We start from the raw sequence: 20,784 nt of genomic DNA, 5'->3' as shown, positions 1-20,784 counted from the left end.
TGAAAACTCTTTATAAGCTATATTTTTGTAAAATAACTAAAAATTTTTAAGGAAAAATTATGCTTGATATTAGACTTTTTAGATTTGATTCAAATATTGATTTTACGAGCTATTATAAACCTTATTTTTATGAAAATTTTGATTTTAACACACTTCGCGCTTTATTAAATGATATAAAATCAGATGATCCGTATTTTGAGTTTGACGGTGTGAAATTTTGTAAAATCAATGATGTCGTTGTCAGCTTGGATGAAAAGTTTGACGTGATTTTGCAAAATTTTGGCGAATGCCTTAAAATAGAGCCTTTAAGCACATATTATGCTTATAAGGATTTGAAATTTTCTACAGAAGAATTTGATAAAAAATTTGAAATTTTCAGTGCCTTTAATTATGAAAAAAGCTATTATGATACGTTGATTTCACTATCTTATGCAAGCGATATGCAAAAATATGTGGATGATTTTTTCGGGCTTAGCGGTTTTGTTTTTGTAAAATATCTGCTTGAAAAATTTCCAAGCAAAAAAGATGAAATTTTAAACATCGTAAAAGCGCAAATGCCTTATTTTACACATCCGAATTTTTTAAATGAACCTTTTGAAACGGAAAAAACGTATGATTTTTTGTGCAGATTTTTAGCGTTTAGACCTTATAAATATAAAAAAATTTCTCAAATTCCTGCCGATTTTACGCCAAAGCATAATTTTAAAGATTTTAATGTTGCCGTTTATGGCGATGATTTAAGCAATTTTTTAAAAATTTTTGCGTTGAAAAATGTGAAATTTGATGCGCAAAACTCACCAAGTGGAGCTCAAATATTTAATGTAAATAAAGAAATCGCTATAAAATTGGCTTCAAAAGTATTGTTTGACGCATTTGACAGCGGCGCTGATTTTCTGCTCGTAAATGATGAACGGGATTTTGAAATTTTTGACGGCTGTTCAAAAGAGATAAAACGCTTTTCAAATCGTGATTTACCGAATTTTTACGTGTTGAAATTTGATGAATTTCTAGCTCTTGCTAGCGGCGAAAAACCGGCAAGTTTGGAAAACCATAAACTTAAAGTTACACTTATTTAAAATTTATATTTGAAAAATTTCAAAAATTTGAGGTAAAAATGTTTTATACGATTTTGTGCGTTGGAACGGGCGGATTTGTAGGCGCTATTTTGAGATTTTTGTTTTATTTTGGATTTGCTCAATTTTTTTCTCAAAAGTATATTTTTATTGCGACAATATGTGTAAATATTATCGGCTCTTTCATAATCGGTTTTGTTTTAAACATCGCCACGACTTACGCGATAAATTATAATTTTAAAAATTTTTTAGTTACAGGACTTTTGGGTGCTTTGACGACGTTTTCTACATTTACTTATGAGAATGCTGTTTTTTTAAATCACGGCGAAATTTCAAAATTTTTTCTAAATATCACTATGAGTATAATTTTATGTCTGATTTTTTGTTTTTTGGGAATTTATACGGCAAAAATTATTCACTAAATTGATATACTTTCTATCAACTTTCTTTATAAAATTTTATAAAAAACTTGAAAATTTTGTCAATTTATAATATAATCTGCTAAAAATTTTTTAAAAAAGGACATAAAAAATGGCAAAACGAAAGTTTAAAACCGAAGTTAATCAACTTTTAAATTTGATGATTAATTCGCTTTATTCAAATAAAGAGATTTTTTTACGCGAACTTATCTCAAATGCAAGCGACGCTCTTGACAAACTTAATTATCTTGCGCTCACGAAAGATGAGTATAAAAAATTAACTTACACACCTAAGATTGAAATAACTCTTGACAAAGAAGCAAAAACTTTAACGATAAGCGATACCGGAATAGGAATGGATGAAAACGAACTTGAAAACAATCTCGGAACCATCGCAAGAAGCGGAACAAAAGGCTTTATAGAACAACTTAGTGGAGATGCTAAAAAAGACAGCAATCTAATCGGACAATTCGGTGTAGGATTTTATTCCGCGTTTATGGTTGCTGATAAAATCGAAGTTTTGACTAAAAAACCTCTTAGCGACGAAGCTTTTTCTTGGAAAAGCGACGCGAACGACTACACAATCGAAAAGGCGGAAAAGGCGGATTTTGGAACGCAAATCACACTATATCTTAAAGACGATGAATTTTTAGACAGTTACCGCCTTGAAAATATCATCAAAAAATATTCAAATCACATTCCTTATCCTATTTTTTTACAAAAAGAAAAATATGTAGCTAGCCAAAAAGAGGGCGAAGAAGGGCATTATGAGAGTGAAATTTCACAAGTTAATAAAGCAAACGCTCTTTGGAGACTTCCAAAAAGCAATCTGAAAGAGCAGGATTATTTTGATTTTTATAAGCAAATCAGCCACGACAGCAGCGATCCGCTACTTTACATTCACACTAAAGCGGAAGGCGTTCACGAATATACAACGCTGTTTTTTGTTCCAAGCGTTCAACCTTTCGATCTTTTTCGCGTGGATTATCAAAGCGGTGTAAAACTTTATGTAAAACGCGTTTTTATAACCGATGACGCCAAAGAGCTCTTACCGCCTTATTTGAGATTTGTACGCGGAATAATCGATATAGAAGACTTACCGCTAAATGTGAGTCGTGAAATTTTGCAGGAAAACCGCATAATGCAAACAGTAAAAGCTGCAAGCGTAAAGAAAATTTTGGGCGAGTTGGAAAAAATAAAAAATAGTGATAAAGAAAAATATGCGAAATTTTATAAACTTTTCGGCAAAGTTTTAAAAGAAGGGCTTTGGGGATTTTCTACCGAAAAAGATGAAATTTTAAAACTTTGTCTTTTCAAATCAAGCAAAACAGGCGAATTGATTGATTTAGCGGAATATAAAAAATCAATGGCGGCAGAGCAAAAAGAGATTTATTATATCAGCGGCGGGAAAGCTGAAACTCTTAAAAATTCGCCTCTTTTAGAGGAATTTAATGCTAAAAATATAGAAGTTTTAATTTGCGACGATGAAATCGATACGATTATAATGCCGATGATCGGTGAATTCGATAAAACACCTATAAAAAGCGTAATGGATGCCGATTTTAGCGATGATAAAGGTGAAATTTCAGCGCAGGATCTTGAAATAGCGGAAAAAATAAAAGAAAACTTAAAAGATAAGGTAAAAGATGTAAAAATTTCAAAAAGACTTAAAAACGCTTTAGGTGTTCTTGTATTTGATAAAAATGATCCGAATTACGCTATGCAAGCGATTTATAAACAAATGGGACAGGAAAATTTACCTGAAGTTTTACCGATACTTGAGATAAATAAAGATCACGAAATCATCAAAAAATTAATTGCAAATCAAAGCGAAATTGCTAAAATTTCAAACATTATTTTTGATCTTGCGAAACTTAGCGAAGGTCAAAATATTGATGATGCAAGTGAATTTGCAAAAAACGTAAGCGAAATAATCGCAAAAGCGATTTAAAATTTATAATTTTCGGGCAAAAAGTTCGCCCGAAAATTTTATATTTGAAATAAACTTCTTAAAAATATTTCCAAATAGTTTAAAAATCATTATCTAAAAAGTCAGCTTATAAATTTATAAGCTGACTTTTTTATAGTTTTAAATTTTAATGCGGCTTTAAATAATATATTTTTTTTTATTGTGAAAATTTAAAAATAGTTTTTAAAATTTGCAACAATTTTTAGCTTATTTTGCAAAACTGATATATAAAATTCATAATGATAAAAAATTTCTTATAACTTGACTGTAAAATTAGGCGATATCGTAAAGCAAAAAGCCGATTATGCGCTAAATCCGTCAAATACCAAAATGCTTTTAGGAAGTGGCGTTTTTATGGCTTTTTATAGAAATTGCGGCGGCACCGTTTTACAAGAGTAAATGTAAAAAGGCAAAAAGACAAAAAAGAGTTTTGAATTAAAAAACGGCGCGGCGCTTGCTTACAGCGATGTCATAAAAACAAAATCAAACTGCTTAAATATCGGCGAAATTTTGCGCGATTGCGTTATAAACTATATCGATAAATCAAAGCCTAAAAATACTGCTCTTGGATTATATTAAAATCATAATTAAAAATGTAGAGCGGTTTTTGATAAACGACGAGCGTTCGCGCGTAAGTTTTGCTATTTCTATGATAGGTTACGCGGATATCGCTGATATTTTTAAAATTTACAGAGCATATTTTACAAAACTTCAAAATTTCGACAAAAATTTGCGATGTGATTGTGTTTGCTTATAGTAAAGACGATTTTAAAAAGATATTAGATAAAAATTAGAGTGAAATTTATAAATTTTCCACTCTAAAACGGCTGTTTTATTTAAGCCACTCTTTTATCATACCGATTAGATCAGGCGTAATCTCTTTTTTAATGGCTTCGTATTTTTCTTGATTTTCTTTAAGATTTTGTTTTGAAATATTATACTTTTTTCAAGCAGTTTTTATAAAAAACGTCGACTTTATCAAGAAAAAGGCGAATTAGCAGCATAGCTGAAATTATATATAATTGAAGGCGTTTTTATAAAAAAAGTTTTTAACGTTTTTAAAATTGTTAAGAGTTATTGCAAAATTAAAAAACAGTTCTACCCAAAAAAAGTAAAATTATAATTGAGAAAAAAATTTAAAAATTTTTAGTAAAAATAAAGCGCAATTTTGAGAATAAGATTTTTGAAAAATTATTTGTATATTTATAAAAAAGAGCCGTATCGTGCAAGCTGATAATTAGGATTATATTTTAAAACAGCAAATTCGAAAGTTGTATTTATAATCGTAAAATTTTATAGCCTGACCTTTTTTATGCCAAGCTACAAAAAATTATTTTAGTCTGCAAAATAAATTTTGTATTTATACGGACGATACAGTTAAAATTCTTATTTTGTTTTTATTGATTGAGTATTGTTAAATTTGCTCTTTAATACCACAACGCCTTTATGATTAATAAAAACCAACCTCCCGTTTAATTCAACCGGAGCCAAACCTTTTTCTGAAAAATTGTAAGCTCTATCAAATTCAGGCTCAATTACAAAATTGCCTTCTTTATCTGCAAAACCCCATTTATTGTTATTTTGAGCAACAGTTAATCCGTTTTCAGCAAAATAATTTGAATTATTAAAATTCGATTCAGAAGTCACATTGCCTTTTTTGTCGATAAAAACCAATTTGTTATTCAACTCAACCAACGCCGAACCTGTTTCTGAAAAATTGTAAGCTCTATCGAATTTGGCTTCAATTATAAAATCACCTTTTTCATTTGTAAAACCCCATTTATTGTCGATTTGAGCACAAGTAAGATTATCAGCCGATAAGCTGCCGGCTAAAAATATTAAACCTAAAACAGTTTTTTTCATAATACCCCGCTTTTTAATTATGATTTTTGATTGTAACAAAATTTTCGGCATTTAATATTTTCAAGCCGTTCTTAAAGAAAGACGATACTATCAAATTATTAAGTTTCATTATATTGCAATAAAAGTGCATTTTTAATTTGACGGTAAAACAATTTTCTTAAAAAGTAATGAAACATATCAAAATTAAATTTAAGAATTATATCGCTTTATTTATTAAACAATACTTATTTTATATCTGATTTATTTTTCAAATAATTAAAAAATATAACATTTATTTTTTTAATTTATACTTTTTTGTTTCAATTATAAAATTAATTTAAAAAATATTTTTTAAAATTTTTATGAAATTTTGTAAAAATTTAAAAATTAAAAGCGATAATTTTTGCAAAATTACTAAACTTTCAAAATTAAAATTTCCAGCTTAAAAATTTGGTCATTTTTTAAGACGAATTTTTTAATTCCTTAAAATTTAAGTAAAATCAAAAATTTTTATTTTATTTACATTTGATAAAATTTTTTATCAAATGGTTATATTTTTCATCGCATTTACCATATCAAAAAATTGTTTGTGTTCATAAACATCGTGTGTGCGGATTATTGTCGCGCCATCTAAAAAGGCTTGATAGTGTAAATACAAACTTCCTGCAGTGCGATCTTCAACTTTGCTAGGACTATAAAAATTTATCATTTGTTTATGACTGGCGCCAACAAAAAGCGGCAAAGAAAAATGCAAAAAGTGACTTAAATGCTTTATTAAAAGCATATTTTGAGGCATTGATTTACCAAAACCTATTCCGGGATCTAAAAAAATCTTTATACCGTTTTTTGTAAAAATATTTGAAAAATTAGCAGGAATTTCATCTGCGGCTTCCAAAAATTCGCCATTTTCATAAGCTCTTATCCCGCCGAAATTTTGTGCAATTTCATTCAGTTTAGTGCTGAAAAATTCATCTATTTCGGCCAACAAATCATCATATTTCGGTGCTTTTTGCATATTTTTAGGATCGCCTTGCATATGCATTAGACAATACTCGGCGTCATATTTTTTAGCAAGGCTGCAAAGTGAAATTTTGCCGCTTATGTCATTTATCATTTTAAAGCCTTTATTTAAGGCATATTCCAAGCAGTATTCATCAAAACTGTCAAGGCTGAATTTTATTTTTTCATGCAGATTGTTTGCGTAAATTTCATCAATTACACTTTTTATGCGCGAAAATTCTTCATCTCTGCCGCAGTATTCGCTTCCGGGTCTGCTTGAAACGCCGCCTAGATCTATATAATCCGCTCCATCTGTGATAAATTTTTCGATTCGTTTTATTGCTTCATTTTGACTGACGCGACTTGCCGGATTAAAGCTATCGTTATTTACATTTACAACGCCCATTATTAAAGCTTTTTGTGGCTTTTTAAATTCGGTTTTTAAAAATTTTCCAAGCTCTTTTAATCCGAAATCCTGCATACTTTCTTTTTTTGCCAGAATTTCAATTTGCGCTTCGGTTGCCATCAAAACTGCGTTTGACGATTTCTCGCCGAAAATTACATTTTCATTGCAAACAAGCTCCGCGCCTATGCTAAGTGCATCCTGTTTTAAGATATTTGCGGCAGGCGCTTTAATGTCTTCAATGTAAAAAAAGTATATATGAGATTTTTTTTGCATTATTGTTTTTCCACAAGCGCGTGGACCTATATGTTTGCAAAGTTCGCTAAAATCTGTATTTTCATTAATTTTAAAAATTTTCATATTTTCTCCTGCATCATCAGCAAAAGCGGCGTCAGAACGGCGTGTGTTTTGCAATTTGTATTTGCCAAATATACTAGTTTGTCGATGTATTCAAGCTCGTTTTCACTGAAATTTATACCATAAGCAAGTGCTTCTTTTGTAATTTGACAAATACAATCTCTAAGCTTGAATTTATCAAATTCTCCGACTTTTTCCAATGAAATTTTTTCATCTATAAACTCAAGCGCTTCTTTTAAAGTCAGTTTTTTAAAATTTATTCCTGTTGGTTCCTGTATTTTTGACGATAAAAAATTTTTAACCAAAAGTCGCGATCTGATTGTCGGCAAAAGCGAATTTAGCGAGTTTGTGATGATTATAAAAATTATATTTCTTGGCGGTTCTTCCAAAATTTTAAGCAAAGTGTTTTGAGCTTCGATGCCGAATTTTTGCGCTTTTATTATTATGTATTTTTCGCTGATTTCTGCTATATAAGCTTCGGCTATAACGTTTTTGGCATCTTCCACTTTAAAGTCGTCGCATTCAAAAAAACGTAAGTTGTTTGCTCCAAGAGAGTTTATAAGTGAAATTTTATAATTTTCAAAATCGTTTGTAAGAACGATATGGCTTAATTTCAAAGTGCTACTTCTTCAAAAAGCACGGCATTTATCGCGCTGTCAAAAATTTTAGTCAGCTCAATTAGCTGATTATCCAGATTTTCGCCTTTTGAGCTTAGATAAAAGCTGTTTTCTATCGTATCATCAATAATCCATAAAAAATTGTTTTCAAAATTTTTAGTAAGCGCATATGAACCTGTTCCTGTTTTTCCTATATAAAAGCAAACTATATTATCGTCAAATACGATATTTAACATATCGCAAATGAGTGCTATTTGCTCTTTTGGAGTTGTATTTGTAAATTTCGGATAAAGTGCGTTTAACTTAAAAAAAGGAAAAATAGGACGAGTTTGGCTACAATTTATTTTATATATAAAATAGTCACAAAACCATGCTCTATCATCATCGCTTAAAATGATAAAAACTTTTCCATTTAGCAAATGATGCAAATTTATAGCAAGCAAAGGCATAAAACTCTCTCTTTTGATTTCAAACCAGTCTAAATTTTTATTTTTTTGAGTAAATTCTATGCCCCATTTAAAAATATCGCGCATTATTTATCCAAATTATAAGCTTTGTGAAGAGCTCTTACAGCAAGTTCGCCGTATTTTTCATTTATTATCATTGAAATTTTGATTTCGCTTGTTGAGATCATTTGTATATTTATTCCCTCATCAGCCAATGTTTGAAAAGCAAGGCTCGCTACGCCGCTATGACTCTTCATTCCGACTCCTACGATTGAAACTTTTACAATTTCGTTATCGGATTCTATTACTTCGCCGCTATTCGGATTTACTTTTTGAATTATTTCATAAGCTTTATGAAGCTCATTTTCAGGTACTGTAAAGCCTAAGTTTGTAGTGCCGTCTCTACCGACATTTTGGATAATCATATCTACATTTATCTCTTCTTTTGCAAGAGCCGAAAAAATTTCAGCTGCAACGCCAGGTCTGTCTACGACTTTTCTTACTGTTATTCTTGCTTGGTTTCTATCAAGTGCTATTCCGCTTATTATCGCATCTTCCATCTTTTCTTCTCCTGTTATAAGTGTTCCTTCATGGTCATTAAAACTGCTTCTTGTAATTAAGTTTACATTTAATTTTTTTGCAAGTTCCACAGAGCGATTTTGTAAAACTTTTGCCCCAAGACTGGCAAGTTCAAGCATTTCATCATAACTTACCTGATCAAGTTTTTTAGCCTTCGGTTCAATTCGTGGATCTGTAGTGTAAACGCCGTCAACATCTGTATAAATTTCGCAGACATCGGCATTTATGGCTCCTGCAATCGCAACAGCGCTCAAATCGCTTCCGCCACGCCCCAAAGTCGTAACGTCTCCGTTTTCATCTACGCCTTGAAACCCCGCCACCACGACAATTTTATCGTCTTGCAAAGCTTTATTTATATTTTCAGGATTTATGGCTGAAATTCTGGCTTTTGTATGAAAATGATCAGTAATCATACCTGCTTGTCGTCCGCTAAAAGCAATCGCAGGATAACCTTTTGCCGAAAGAGCGATTGCCAAAAGTGAACTTGTCACTCTTTCTCCGGCGCTTAAAAGAAGATCCATTTCTCTTCCTAACGGTTCGTTAGTAAAAAAATTGGCATATTCAATCAGGCGATTTGTTACGCCACTCATCGCAGAAACTATAACTACGACTTTGTTTCCTTCTTTTTTTGTTTTTATGACTCGTTCAGCCACCGCATCTATTCGCTCTAATGTTCCAACGCTGGTTCCGCCGTATTTTTGCACGATTAACATTAAATGTATCCTTCCTCTTTGAAGTATTTTAAAACTTTGCTGTAAATTCCTTTTTTAAAATGGTTAACCAAATTCAATACATCTTTTATATCAACAAATTTGAAAAGATCAAACTCCGGATGTTTTGTATGTAAATTTATGCCGTTCAAGCTTTTTAAACGAAGTAAAAAATATTTTTGTCTTTGTCCGTCAAACGGCTTCATTTTCTCTCTTACGGCTTCAGGAAAGTCGTAGCTGTACAAATCCGGGCAAGAAGTTATAATATCGACATTATTTGTGCCGATTTCCTCTTTTAATTCTCGCAAAATAGCGATTTGCGGTGTTTCACCTTCATCAATCCCGCCTTGTGGAAACTGCCAAGCACCTTTTATATCGCTTCTTTGTGCTATAAAAACTTCACATTTAAAAGGATAACTCGGTGAAAGTATGATTCCTGCGACATTTGGTCTATAATTTTTTTCCATATTTTCACTTTTCAAAAAAAATTTCAAAAAATTTTATCGAAAAATTTATTATAATTACATAAATGTAAGTTTTTAAAAGGAAATTTTTGCATATCTATATACATATACCTTTTTGTGAAAGCAAATGCAAATACTGCGCTTTTGGTTCATTCAGCGATAAATTCGATTTGGTGAATGATTATTTTAAAGCCCTTGTTCTTGAAATTTCACATTTTAATTTTGATGAAAAAATCAGTACTTTATTTATCGGTGGCGGCACTCCAAGTGTGGTCGAAGCTAAATTTTACGCACCTGTTTTTGAAATTTTGCGCCCTCATTTTAAAAATTTAACTGAAATTTCTATAGAAGCCAATCCGAACTCGGCAAATTTAAAATGGTTGAAAGAAATGCGAAATTTAGGGGTAAATCGAATAAGTTTCGGTGCTCAAAGTTTTAATGATGAAAAGCTTAAATTTTTAGGCCGTATTCATAGCGCCAAACAAATAGAAAATGCCGTGCAAAATGCTAAAATTGCAGGATTTGATAATATAAATATAGATCTAATTTATGACACGAAATTTGATACTAAGGATAATTTGAAATTTGAGCTGAAAAATATTTCAAATCTTAAAATTTCGCATATCAGCGCCTATTCTTTGATTTTGGAAAAAGGTACTGAATTTTACGGCAAAAAAAGTTATAAAAAAGATAGTTCGGTTTTAGCCGGTTTTTTATTTAAAAATCTTGCCGAAATCGGTTTTAAACAATATGAAATTTCAAATTTCGGGCGTATTTGTGAACATAATTTTTCTTATTGGAAAGGTGAAGATTATGCAGGGTTCGGTGCTTATGCCGTCGGAACGATAAATAAAACAAGAAAAACTTCACCGGATCTGTTTTCTTATTTAAAAAATCCTTTAAAAAAATCCATTGAAATTTTAAATGATAAAGACATAAAAACGGAAAGAATTTTGCTTGGTATGAGATCAAGCGTCGGCTTTTCACGCAAAATTCTAAATGAAAAAGAGCTGAAAAAAGCTGAAATTTTACTTCAAAGCGGCAAAATTTTGTTTAAAAACGGTAGGTTTTACAATACAAATTTCTTGCTTGCCGATGAAATAGCACTTTTTATTCTGTGTTAATAAATTTGAATACTAAGCTAAAATTTTATACAATCGGGGCAAAAAATTCGAAAGCAAAATTTATGAGATATAAAACCAAAAAAATTTTTGCAGGAAATGTCGCTATCGGCGGCGATGCACCTATTTCCGTGCAATCTATGACTTTTTCAAAAACAAAAGATATAAAAGCAACTCTTGAACAAATAAATCGCTTATATTTTGCAGGTTGCGATATCGTGCGTTGCGCCGTTTTAGATAATAAAGATGCGGAGGCTTTAGAGGAAATTAAAAAAGAAAGTCCGCTTCCGATTGTAGCCGATATTCATTTTAATTATCGCCATGCGCTAAAAACGGCGAAATTTGTCGATGCCATTCGTTTAAATCCTGGAAATATCGGTGGAAGTGAGCGAATAAAAGCCGTTGTCGGAGCTTGCAAAGAACGGAATTTACCGATTAGAATCGGAGTAAACAGTGGCTCTTTGGAAGAAAAATTTGAAAAAAAATACGGCAGAACACCAAAAGGAATGGTGGAATCGGCTTTGTACAATATCGATTTATTGGAAAAAGAAAATTTTACCGATATCGTTGTTTCGCTAAAATCAAGTGATACGATAAAAACAATCAAAGCTTACAAAGCGCTTCGCAAAAAATGCGAATATCCTTTTCATCTTGGTGTTACGGAAGCTGGAACCGAATTTCATGCGACAATAAAAAGTGCCATTGCGCTTGGAAATTTGCTGATTGCAGGAATCGGTGATACGATAAGAGTAAGTATTACGGGCGAACTTGAAAAAGAGATAAAAGTGGCGCGCGCGATTTTGCAGGACAGCGGCATTCAACAAAGCGGTGTAAATATAATTTCGTGTCCTACTTGCGGACGTTTGCAATGTGATTTGGTAACTGCCGTCAAAAAAATAGAAACTTCGTTAAAAGATATTAAAGCGCCTTTAAATGTATCAGTTATGGGTTGCGTTGTAAATGCGATAGGCGAAGCGAAAGGAGCGGATGTGGCGATTGCATTCGGCAAAGGAAACGGCTTAATAATAAAAAAAGGTAAAATCGTAGCAAAATTAAGTGAAAACGAGCTTGTAGAAAGATTTTTGGAAGAAGTAAAAAATGAGGCGGAAAAATATGAATAACGAACAAATTCCATCAAATCTTTATGATTTGGATATAGAAAGATCGATTTTAAGCTCGATTTTTTTTAATGAAGATGCGTTTAGCGAAGTTTTTGGGATAATTGACGATAAGGATTTTTATTTAAAAGCTCACGCCGATATATTCAAAGCGATGATGAGCTGTTATTCGCACGATGAGCCCATTGATATCGGCTTTGTAAAAAAACGTCTTGAAAATAATTATAATGAGGAAATTTTAAGCGAAATTTTATCGCTTTCGGCTCTTGTCGATGTTGAGAAATATGCACGCGAGTTGAAAGATAAATCAATTCGCAGAAATCTTTTAAAAATCGCTGTGAATGTACCTAAAATGGTAAATGAAGCTACTCCAAGTAAAGATTTGATAGATTCTGTAGCGCAAAAAATTTATGAATTAACAGATGGTGTAGGAAGCAACCGCATAAAACAAATGCCTGAAGTCATTAAAACACTTGTGGAAAAAATCGCTCATCAAAAAGATTTGGAAAATAAAGATATAGTCGGACTGGATACAGGTTTTAGATATTTGAATCATTACACAAAAGGTTTTAAAGATGGCGAGTTTATTATTATTGCCGCTCGTCCGGCTATGGGAAAAACAACATTTGCAATTTCTTTGATTTCAAAAATCATACAAAAAGGCGATGCTGTTGTGCTTTTTTCGCTTGAAATGTCGTCTGATGACGTGGCTGCTAAAATTTTAAGCGCAAATACAAGCATTCCATTGTCAAATCTGATGACAGCAAGTATGAGCGATGAAGAATATGACAGACTTAGCGCCGCCTGCCAGGAACTTAGCGAGCAAAAGCTTTTTATTTACGACAGCGGATATGTTAATATTCATCAGGTAAGAACGCAGTTAAGAAAGCTTAAAGCCGATCACAATGAAATAAAACTTTGTGTAATTGATTATTTGGGACTTATGACAAGCAGCGGAAATTTTAGTGAAAGACATTTGCAAATCGCCGAAATTTCAAGAAATTTAAAACTTCTTGCTATGGAACTTAAAATTCCGATTATCGCACTTGCACAATTAAACAGAAATTTAGACAGCAGATCGAATAAACGCCCGATGTTAAGTGATTTACGTGAATCAGGAGCTATCGAGCAGGACGCCGATATTATTATGTTTGTATATAGAGATGAAGTTTATGCCGAGCAGGCTCAAAAAGAGCGTGAAGCAAGAGCGGCAGAACTTGGAAAAGAGATCGCCATAACTCCTGCACGTCCTTTAAAAAATGAAAATGAAGAAGAGGCCGAAATAATCATCGCTAAAAACCGTCGCGGCGAAATAGGAACGGTAAAACTTATATTTCAAAAACATTTTGCGCGTTTTGTGGATGCAAGTTTCAATACCGGTGGAGAAATGGAAAATTTTAATAGCGATACGGCTGATTTCGCGCAACCTGAAGTAAGCGAGTTTAAAGAGTAAAATTTTGTTTAATTTCTAAATTTTTTCGGCAAAATTTTTTTATAAATAAAACGGCAAAATTTCAGATTGAAATTTTATAACTACGTTATTTTCAACTGGTATTTTTTTATTAAAATCAAATTTCAGTTTTTGATTATTCGCGTTTCAGATAATTAAAATTTTATGATAAAATCTTGCAAAATTTTAAAGGAAAAGTATGATTAAATGTTTTGTGACATTTTTTGGAATTGGTTTAATTCGTCCTGCCAGCGGAACTTGGGGAAGTTTAGCAGGAGTAATTATCGGTTATTTTATACTGAAATTTTTAGGAGCAAGCGCTCTTTTTGGAATTTCATTTTTAATATTTTTAATTTCCATAAATATAATAAATAATTACGAAAAAACCGTGCAAAGCCACGATAACAGCGAGATTGTGATTGATGAAGCTGTAGGCGTCTGGATAGCAATGTCGATTAGTTGCGCTTTTGTTTTTGGCGAAAACGATGATATTTTGGAAGGACAATTTTATATTTTAAGTATAATTTTATCTTTTATATATTTTCGTGCATTTGACATTTTGAAACCATCAATTATAGGTAAAATTGATAGAGAAGTAAAAGGCGGACTTGGGGTTATGCTTGATGATGTTTTAGCAGGATTTTTTGCCGGAATCGGTGTTTTGATGACTTTAGGAATTATTTTTAAGCTCGGTTATACGAAAATTTTGTTTTAAAAAATAAGAATATCATTTAAAACCTTAAATTTTCAATTCGCAGTTTTTAATTATAAAATTTAATTTTCCATTTTTTTTGTTTTATATTAAAAATATAATCATTTTAAAAAGCTTTATCGAATTTATTTTTAATATAAAAAACAGCCATTTTTAAAATTTTTGTTAATTTCTGCATTTTAACTGTTTTGAAATTTCAGTATTTGAAATTTCAGGATGGCATATTTTTATAAATTAAAATAATAGCTTAGAATATGAATTTTAAATGTTTTGAGTTTTTAATGGATTTAAACTGTATTTTATGAGATTTATTTAAATTTTTGTAAAGCAAAAAGCGCAATATAAAAGCGCTTTTTGCCGTATAAATTATGCTATTGTTTGATTTAGCATCCAAATTTCTTTTTCGTATTTAGCGATATTATCTTCAGCCAAAGCTTGTGTTGTGCTGTCGTCAGCTTCTTCAGCCGCTTTACGCAATTTTTTAAGCTCTTTTAATAAATATTCGTAATCAGCTTTTATAAGACCGTAAATTTCAATGCACGAAAAATCATCTTTTTTGCACTCTGGTGCTTTACTTAATTCGATAATTTTTTTAGGGCAGACAATAGCTTTGCCGCCTATCATTATTGCGCGCTCCGCAACAGCATCAAATAATTCAAAAAACTCATCATAAGCTTTTTCCGTATAAACGTGAACTGTGTGAAACATATTTCCTTTTACATTCCAATGATAATTATGAAATTTTAGGGTCAATGCCCACGCATCAGCTTGAATTTTGTTTAATTGCTCAACTACTTTTGACATATTTATTCCTTTCTTTTTTTGAAATTTATAAAATTATAATGTATATTATTAAACAAATAATAAATTTTATTATTTATATATTTTTCTTAATTATTAAATATTATAAAAATATGTCATAAAATGGTAAATTTTGTAAATATTTAAAATTTAAATTTTGATTTATACAGCGCGAAATTTAAAGATTTAAATTAAAATTCCTGAAATTTTAAAAGAAATTAGAAATTTAAAGAATTTTATCGTTTAAATAATGTTTTAAAGCGCTTGATATCAGTTTGATTTTACTGTATATATTTTGTTTGACAGTCGGTTCAATTTTGTTAAGCACATCGGTTTTTTATATATTAATGTTTTTAAAGTTGTTAAAATCTGAAATTTCACAAAATTTTAAACCTAATTTTGCTAAAATCGGCGTCTTTTAAATTTTAAAAGAATAAATATTATTATTTATAAAAATGTTGATTAAAAAAATTATGATTCCAGCCGAAAATACTTCAAATTTTTAATATAAAAAGCACATTGAAAGGTAAAATATTTGAAAAAATTAAATAACGAACAATATGCCGCTGCGACCGCGCCAATGGGACACAATCTAATAATAGCAAGCGCAGGAACCGGTAAAACTTCGACGATAGTGGCGCGTATTTCGCATCTTTTAAGTTTAGGTGTAAATCCAAAAAAAATTTTACTTTTAACTTTTACAAATAAAGCTGCAAATGAAATGATATCGCGTTTATCGATGAAATTTGACGAAAAAATAACTTCGCAAATAACCGCAGGAACTTTTCATTCCGTTTCTTATTCTTTGCTTAAAAAGTTGAATAAAGGCGTAGTATTGAAGCAGCCGAGCGAACTTAAAATTTTACTGAAATCAATTGCGGCAAGGCGAAGATTTGATCATATCAGCGATGTAAAACCGTATGGCGGAGTGTATCTTTATGATATTTATTCGCTATTTCAAAATAAAGAGTTAAAAGAAAATTTCAGCGATTGGTTTAGCAAAAACTATGAAGAGCAGGCGGCTTTTTCCGATATTTATGCCGATATTCTTGAAGAATTTGAAGCTCAAAAGGCTAAATTCGGTTATGCTGATTTTAACGATTTACTGATTAGAATGCGAAAAGAGCTTATAAAAGGTGCACCGGTTGCATTCGATGAAATTTTGGTTGATGAGTATCAGGATACAAACACGCTTCAAGGTTCATTAATTGATTCTTTTAATACAAAAAGTCTATTTTGCGTTGGCGATTTCGATCAAAGCATTTATGCGTTTAACGGTGCAAATATCAACATAATAGGCTCTTTCGGCATGCGTTATAAAGACGCTAAAGTGTATAATCTGAATATAAATTATCGCTCATCATCTCAAATTTTGGCGCTTGCAAATCGTGTCATTTCAAACAACGAAAGACTTTATCCAAAAAAGCTTATAGTTGGCAGAGAAGGCAATTTTAAAAACCCTAAATTATATATTTACGATGAAATTATGTCGCAATATAAAAGCGTGGCGCAGATGATACATAAACTTTTACAAAACGACACAAAAGGCGAAAATATCGCCGTGATTTTTCGCAATAATTCAAGCGCAGACGGTATTGAAATCGCGTTAAGAGAGCTTGAAATACAAAGCAAAAGAAAAGGCTCTATTAGTTTTTTTGACAGCAAGGAAGTTAAAGCGGCTACAAATTTGCTTGCGATTTTAGTAAATCAAAAAGATATAATGTCTTTTATAAATCTTTGCGAATATGGTGCTACAATCGGCGCTGCAATGAGTAGGGAGCTGTTTGAAATTTTTACAAATATAGGGCATAACTCTATTGTAAACGGATTTTTATGCCCTGATATGAATGTGCAAATTTTACCAAAAAAACGTAAAAACGTTCAACTTGGACTTTTCGACGATGAATTTTTCGGTTCGGCGTCAAGATTTGGGGATTTAGGTTTTTATAATGAGTTTGCGAAAAATCCTGTGTTTAAATTTGAAAGACTGACCGAACTTGGAGCGAAATTTTTATATAAAATTTATAAATTTCTTAAAAGTGTGCGAAATTTCGATGATACCGATGAAATTTTAAAAAACATTCAAAATAGCGAAATTTTTGCTCATATAGCGGATTTTTTAGCTACAAAAAGAGCTACACAAAGAAACGGCAAATTGGATGAAATTCGTAAAAAAGATGAAATAACAAAAATTTACAATAAACTTGAAATTTTAAATGAAATTGCGCTTAAATATCCAAATGCCGAGCGTTTTTATAATTTTTTAACAATCGGAAGCAAAGAGATTGATGAAGGCGAGGGCGTTAATTTACTTAGCGTACATGCAAGTAAAGGGCTTGAGTTTGACGCTGTTTTTGTGGTTGATTTAGCGCAAAACCGTTTTCCAAACACAAAATTAATGTTAACAGGCGGAAATATTGAAGAAGAGCGCAGGCTTTTTTATGTAGCCGTTACAAGGGCCAGAAATGAACTTACGCTAAGCTTCGCAAAATTTGATAAAATCAGAAAAATAACTTATGAAGCGAGTGTTTTTTTAAAAGAAGCGGGACTCGTAAAATAATCGTAAAATTTTAGTTAATGAAAAATTGGCTAAAATTGGTAAAAAATCTAAAAAGGAAAAGTTATGAAATTTTTAAAATATCTCTTTTTTACAGTGATAATTTTGTGTGTAATTGTCATTTGCGGACTTACATTTTTGTTTTCATCGTCAGGAAACAATATGATTAAATCTTATGCTCAAAATTTAATTAAAGAAAAAACCGGTTTAGTCGTAAATTTCAAAAAATTCGAGCTTAATTTCGGTGATTTTAATATTACAGCCGATATAAATAATGAAATTTCGGCTAATGTATTCGGAAAATACGGGCTTTTTGCGAGAAGTTTTAATGTGAATTACGCCTTAAACGTAAATGATTTGTCGACATTTAATTTAAAATTAAAAGACGCTATGGACTTTAGAGGAAAAGCCGGAGGAACAATAGATAAATTTGCTGTAAACGGCTCAGGCAAAGCGTTTGATTCAAATATAAACTTTTTAGCAAAAATAGATGAGTTTAAACCTGAAGATGTTGATTTAAATGCAAAAAATATAAATTTAAGCAAGGTTTTAGAATTTTTAAATATGCCAAAATACCTGAAACAAGGTAGTTTGAATGTGGTTGCAAAAATTAAAAATGAAAACGGAAATGCAAATATAAACTCACAAAACGCCGTTTTAAACGAAGCTGTTTTTAAAGAGCGTAACATTACGATTCCAAACAATTTGGCTATTAGTTTAAATTCCGATATAAACATAAAAGATTTGATTGCTACGGCAAAAACTTATATAAACTCTGAAATTTTAAACATAAATGCACAAAAAACCGTTTATGATATAAATAAAAAGACACTTCAAAGCGATTTCAGCGTTGATATACAAGATCTTTCAAAACTTGAAGCGATTATTCATCAAAAACTGAAAGGAAGCTTAGCCGCTAACGGCGAGTTTGAATTTGAGGATGAAAAAATAGAGTTTTTAAATGCGGATATTAAAGGTTTTGGCGGCAATATTTCGGCAAATTTAAAAGATTCAAAACTAAATGCGAAATTAAATAATTTGGAACTTTCAAATTTAATAGCGCTTGCGAATATGCCTGCATTTGCAAACGGAAAAATTAACGGTGATGTAAAAATAGATGATATTTATAACACTTCAAAGATTACAGGAGGCGCGACAATCGCTGTAAATGACGGCAAAATAAGTCAAAAAGAGTTTGCAAAACTTACGAATATAAATGTCGCCGATAATACCGCATTTGCTTTAAACAGCGACGCGAAAATCAATAGCGGTGATATAAAATTGAATGCAAACTTGAAATCGGATTTGTTAAATGTCAATAAACTTATCGCAAATTACAATCTTAATACAAAAAACGCAAAGGCAAATTTATCGGCAAACATAGCCGATATGTCAAAACTGAATGTCGGCTTAAAAGGAAGTGCAAAAATAAATGCGGATGCTGATATAAAAGATAATAATTTAGCAGGACTAAAAGCTGATATCAGCGCGCTTGACGGTACGATAGATGTTTTAACAGACGGCAAAACTCTTGAAGCAAATGTAAAAAACATAGAACTTTTGGCGCTTTTTGCGATGATTGGAGAACCGGCCTATTCAAGTGGCAAAATAAATGCAAAAGTTAATTTAAAATCATTTGAACCAAAAAATTTAAATGGCGATGTAACGCTAAAAATTTCAAATGCAAATCTTGTAAAATCCACAATGGATAAATTAACTAAAAAAAGTTTTCCGAAAAATGTGCAATTTAGCGCTGATGCAGATATGAAACTAAAAAAATCGGTTGCAAATTTTGCCGGTTTGCTTAAATCGGATTTAGCCGATTTAAGCAAATTAAACGGCACTTTTGATATGAATAGCGGCGTTTTAAATAGCAATTTCAGCGCTGATATTCCTGATTTCAGCAGACTTGATTTTTTAGTCGGCAGAAAATTAAACGGTTCTGTAAAGCTTAATGGAAACGCCGCAAAAGACAAGGATTTCAAAGTAAATATAACATCAGATTTTTTGGGTGGCAAACTTAATGCGAATTTGTTAAATCAAGATTTTAAGGCTTCTCTTAAAGATTTCGATGTCAAGGAGCTGATGCACTTTTTGGATTACAGCGATTTTTATAGAGGCAAAGGTATGGCTGATTTTAAATATAATATCGCAAAAGAGAATGGAAATTTTGATGTGTTGGTAAAAGAGGGTTATTTAACCGAAAATAAACTCACAACCGCCATTAAACTTGCTACCGGCGTTGATCTAAGTGATGAAGTTTATAAAGACGCGACTTTTAAAGGAACAATTAATAAAAATAAAGTTAATTTTAACGCAAATATGAAAGCGAAAAGAAGCGAAATAAATGTCAAAGACGGCAAAGTTGATACGCTTACAAAAGCTATTGATATTCCGGTTTATGCAAATGTTGAAAAAACCGATCTTGATATAAGTGTAACCGGCACAACAGAAAATCCTAAAGTAAAAGTTTCATCAAAATATTTGGAGAAAAAACTGGATAAAGTCATAGACAAAGGGTTAAATAAGATTTTAGGCGGCGGCAAAGCAAAAGAGCGGGATGAAAGTGGCGAAAGTGGCAAAAATCTTACAAAAGAGCTTATAAAAGGACTTTTTTAAGTAGTTTTATCTTAACAGCTTAAAATATATAAATTGATTTTTAACTAAGGCGGCTTAAAGCGGAGGTGAAATTTTAAAATAGCCTATAAGTTTCAGGTCGCCTTTATAATTTTGGCAAAATTTTACCAAACTACGAAATTTTACCGATAATGGCACAAAATTTAATTTTTTGGCGGAGTATTTTTATCGTTAAAAGGAATATTCATAAATAAAAATCAGATGAATTTATGATATATTTGACGAAAATAATTCTAATGTTTTATCCAAAATGTGTAAAAAGAAAATTCCAAATCGATTTTTTCAGGTGAAAGATCGACACCTTGCAGTAAACTAAGAAAAGTTTATCATATTGGAAAATATTTTAACGAATTTTATGTTATTTGCTAAAAAATAGATTATAAATAAAGATTTTGTCTTTTTTGAAGACAAAAATTGCAGTTTAAAAAAAGATTTTTAAAACAGTCGTATTTTCTACGCTTTTAAAATGTTAAATGAGAGATTGCATTAATTTTCAGTGTTACAATTTTT

The 20,784-nt window shown here is 31.1% G+C and carries 18 protein-coding genes; 11 read left to right on the top strand and 7 right to left on the bottom strand.

The features are described 5' to 3' along the window. Positions 1-59 precede the first annotated feature (59 nt). The 5 genes from CHAB381_RS04715 (at position 60) to CHAB381_RS04700 (ending at position 4,218) form a co-directional block, all read left to right on the top strand. On the top strand, positions 60-1,076 hold the full coding sequence (locus tag CHAB381_RS04715) for an HdrB C-terminal domain-containing protein (RefSeq protein ID WP_012108865.1): 1,017 nt from the start codon (positions 60-62) through the stop codon (positions 1,074-1,076). Between the two features lie 38 nt (positions 1,077-1,114). After that, entirely contained in the window at positions 1,115-1,495 is a 381-nt protein-coding gene (locus CHAB381_RS04710) for a fluoride efflux transporter FluC (RefSeq protein ID WP_012108864.1), read from the top strand. A gap of 109 nt (positions 1,496-1,604) precedes the next feature. After that, a complete protein-coding gene (htpG, locus tag CHAB381_RS04705; RefSeq protein ID WP_012108863.1) occupies positions 1,605-3,443 on the top strand; it encodes a molecular chaperone HtpG in 1,839 nt (612 codons plus the stop codon). Between the two features lie 279 nt (positions 3,444-3,722). Continuing rightward, complete coding sequence (locus tag CHAB381_RS08725) at positions 3,723-3,860, top strand: macro domain-containing protein (RefSeq protein ID WP_012108862.1); 138 nt, start codon at positions 3,723-3,725, stop codon at positions 3,858-3,860. Positions 3,861-4,068: 208 nt separating this feature from the next. Further along, entirely contained in the window at positions 4,069-4,218 is a 150-nt protein-coding gene (locus tag CHAB381_RS04700; protein WP_172462800.1) for a hypothetical protein, read from the top strand. A 629-nt stretch (positions 4,219-4,847) separates the two neighbouring features. Here the strand turns inward: CHAB381_RS04700 and CHAB381_RS04695 are convergent. The 6 genes from CHAB381_RS04695 to CHAB381_RS04670 all read right to left on the bottom strand — a co-directional run bounded on the left by CHAB381_RS04695 (position 4,848) and on the right by CHAB381_RS04670 (position 9,881). Then, on the bottom strand, positions 4,848-5,324 hold the full coding sequence (locus CHAB381_RS04695) for a WG repeat-containing protein (protein WP_012108860.1): 477 nt from the start codon (positions 5,322-5,324) through the stop codon (positions 4,848-4,850). Positions 5,325-5,844: 520 nt separating this feature from the next. Continuing rightward, positions 5,845-7,065, bottom strand: coding sequence for a dihydropteroate synthase (locus CHAB381_RS04690; RefSeq protein WP_012108859.1), 1,221 nt, complete (start codon positions 7,063-7,065; stop codon positions 5,845-5,847). After that, entirely contained in the window at positions 7,062-7,679 is a 618-nt protein-coding gene (locus CHAB381_RS04685; RefSeq protein ID WP_012108858.1) for a DNA polymerase III subunit delta', read from the bottom strand. The genes CHAB381_RS04690 and CHAB381_RS04685 overlap by 4 nt, the downstream gene beginning before the upstream one ends. Next, on the bottom strand, positions 7,676-8,212 hold the full coding sequence (locus CHAB381_RS04680) for a HobA family DNA replication regulator (protein WP_012108857.1): 537 nt from the start codon (positions 8,210-8,212) through the stop codon (positions 7,676-7,678). The genes CHAB381_RS04685 and CHAB381_RS04680 overlap by 4 nt, the downstream gene beginning before the upstream one ends. Continuing rightward, on the bottom strand, positions 8,212-9,417 hold the full coding sequence (locus CHAB381_RS04675; RefSeq protein ID WP_012108856.1) for an aspartate kinase: 1,206 nt from the start codon (positions 9,415-9,417) through the stop codon (positions 8,212-8,214). The genes CHAB381_RS04680 and CHAB381_RS04675 overlap by 1 nt, the downstream gene beginning before the upstream one ends. After that, entirely contained in the window at positions 9,417-9,881 is a 465-nt protein-coding gene (locus CHAB381_RS04670) for an RNA pyrophosphohydrolase (protein ID WP_012108855.1), read from the bottom strand. Before CHAB381_RS04670 ends, CHAB381_RS04675 begins: the two co-directional genes overlap by 1 nt. Positions 9,882-9,967: 86 nt before the next feature. Between CHAB381_RS04670 and hemW the strand changes: the two genes are divergently transcribed. From hemW to CHAB381_RS04650, 4 genes are all read left to right on the top strand, one after another. Beyond that, complete coding sequence (hemW, locus tag CHAB381_RS04665; protein ID WP_012108854.1) at positions 9,968-11,002, top strand: radical SAM family heme chaperone HemW; 1,035 nt, start codon at positions 9,968-9,970, stop codon at positions 11,000-11,002. A 62-nt stretch (positions 11,003-11,064) separates the two neighbouring features. Next, positions 11,065-12,120: a flavodoxin-dependent (E)-4-hydroxy-3-methylbut-2-enyl-diphosphate synthase gene (ispG, locus tag CHAB381_RS04660; protein ID WP_012108853.1), complete on the top strand. Its 1,056-nt coding sequence runs from the start codon at positions 11,065-11,067 to the stop codon at positions 12,118-12,120. A gap of 7 nt (positions 12,121-12,127) precedes the next feature. Beyond that, positions 12,128-13,570 (top strand): replicative DNA helicase, encoded by a 1,443-nt coding sequence (locus CHAB381_RS04655; protein ID WP_370445529.1) that lies wholly within the window; start codon positions 12,128-12,130, stop codon positions 13,568-13,570. A gap of 196 nt (positions 13,571-13,766) precedes the next feature. Then, positions 13,767-14,282: a phosphatidylglycerophosphatase A family protein gene (locus CHAB381_RS04650; protein WP_012108851.1), complete on the top strand. Its 516-nt coding sequence runs from the start codon at positions 13,767-13,769 to the stop codon at positions 14,280-14,282. Positions 14,283-14,645: 363 nt separating this feature from the next. Here CHAB381_RS04650 and CHAB381_RS04645 read toward each other — a convergent pair whose 3' ends face one another. After that, positions 14,646-15,083, bottom strand: coding sequence for a Dps family protein (locus CHAB381_RS04645; RefSeq protein ID WP_012108849.1), 438 nt, complete (start codon positions 15,081-15,083; stop codon positions 14,646-14,648). A 577-nt stretch (positions 15,084-15,660) separates the two neighbouring features. Between CHAB381_RS04645 and CHAB381_RS04640 the strand changes: the two genes are divergently transcribed. Beyond that, positions 15,661-17,640, top strand: coding sequence for an ATP-dependent helicase (locus CHAB381_RS04640; RefSeq protein WP_049752854.1), 1,980 nt, complete (start codon positions 15,661-15,663; stop codon positions 17,638-17,640). Positions 17,641-17,703: 63 nt separating this feature from the next. After that, positions 17,704-20,256: a translocation/assembly module TamB domain-containing protein gene (locus CHAB381_RS04635; protein WP_012108845.1), complete on the top strand. Its 2,553-nt coding sequence runs from the start codon at positions 17,704-17,706 to the stop codon at positions 20,254-20,256. The last annotated feature ends 528 nt before the right edge of the window (positions 20,257-20,784 follow it).

The sequence above is a fragment of the Campylobacter hominis ATCC BAA-381 genome, assembly GCF_000017585.1.
GTDB lineage: Bacteria > Campylobacterota > Campylobacteria > Campylobacterales > Campylobacteraceae > Campylobacter_B > Campylobacter_B hominis.
This window is presented reverse-complemented; position numbering and strand designations above follow the sequence as displayed.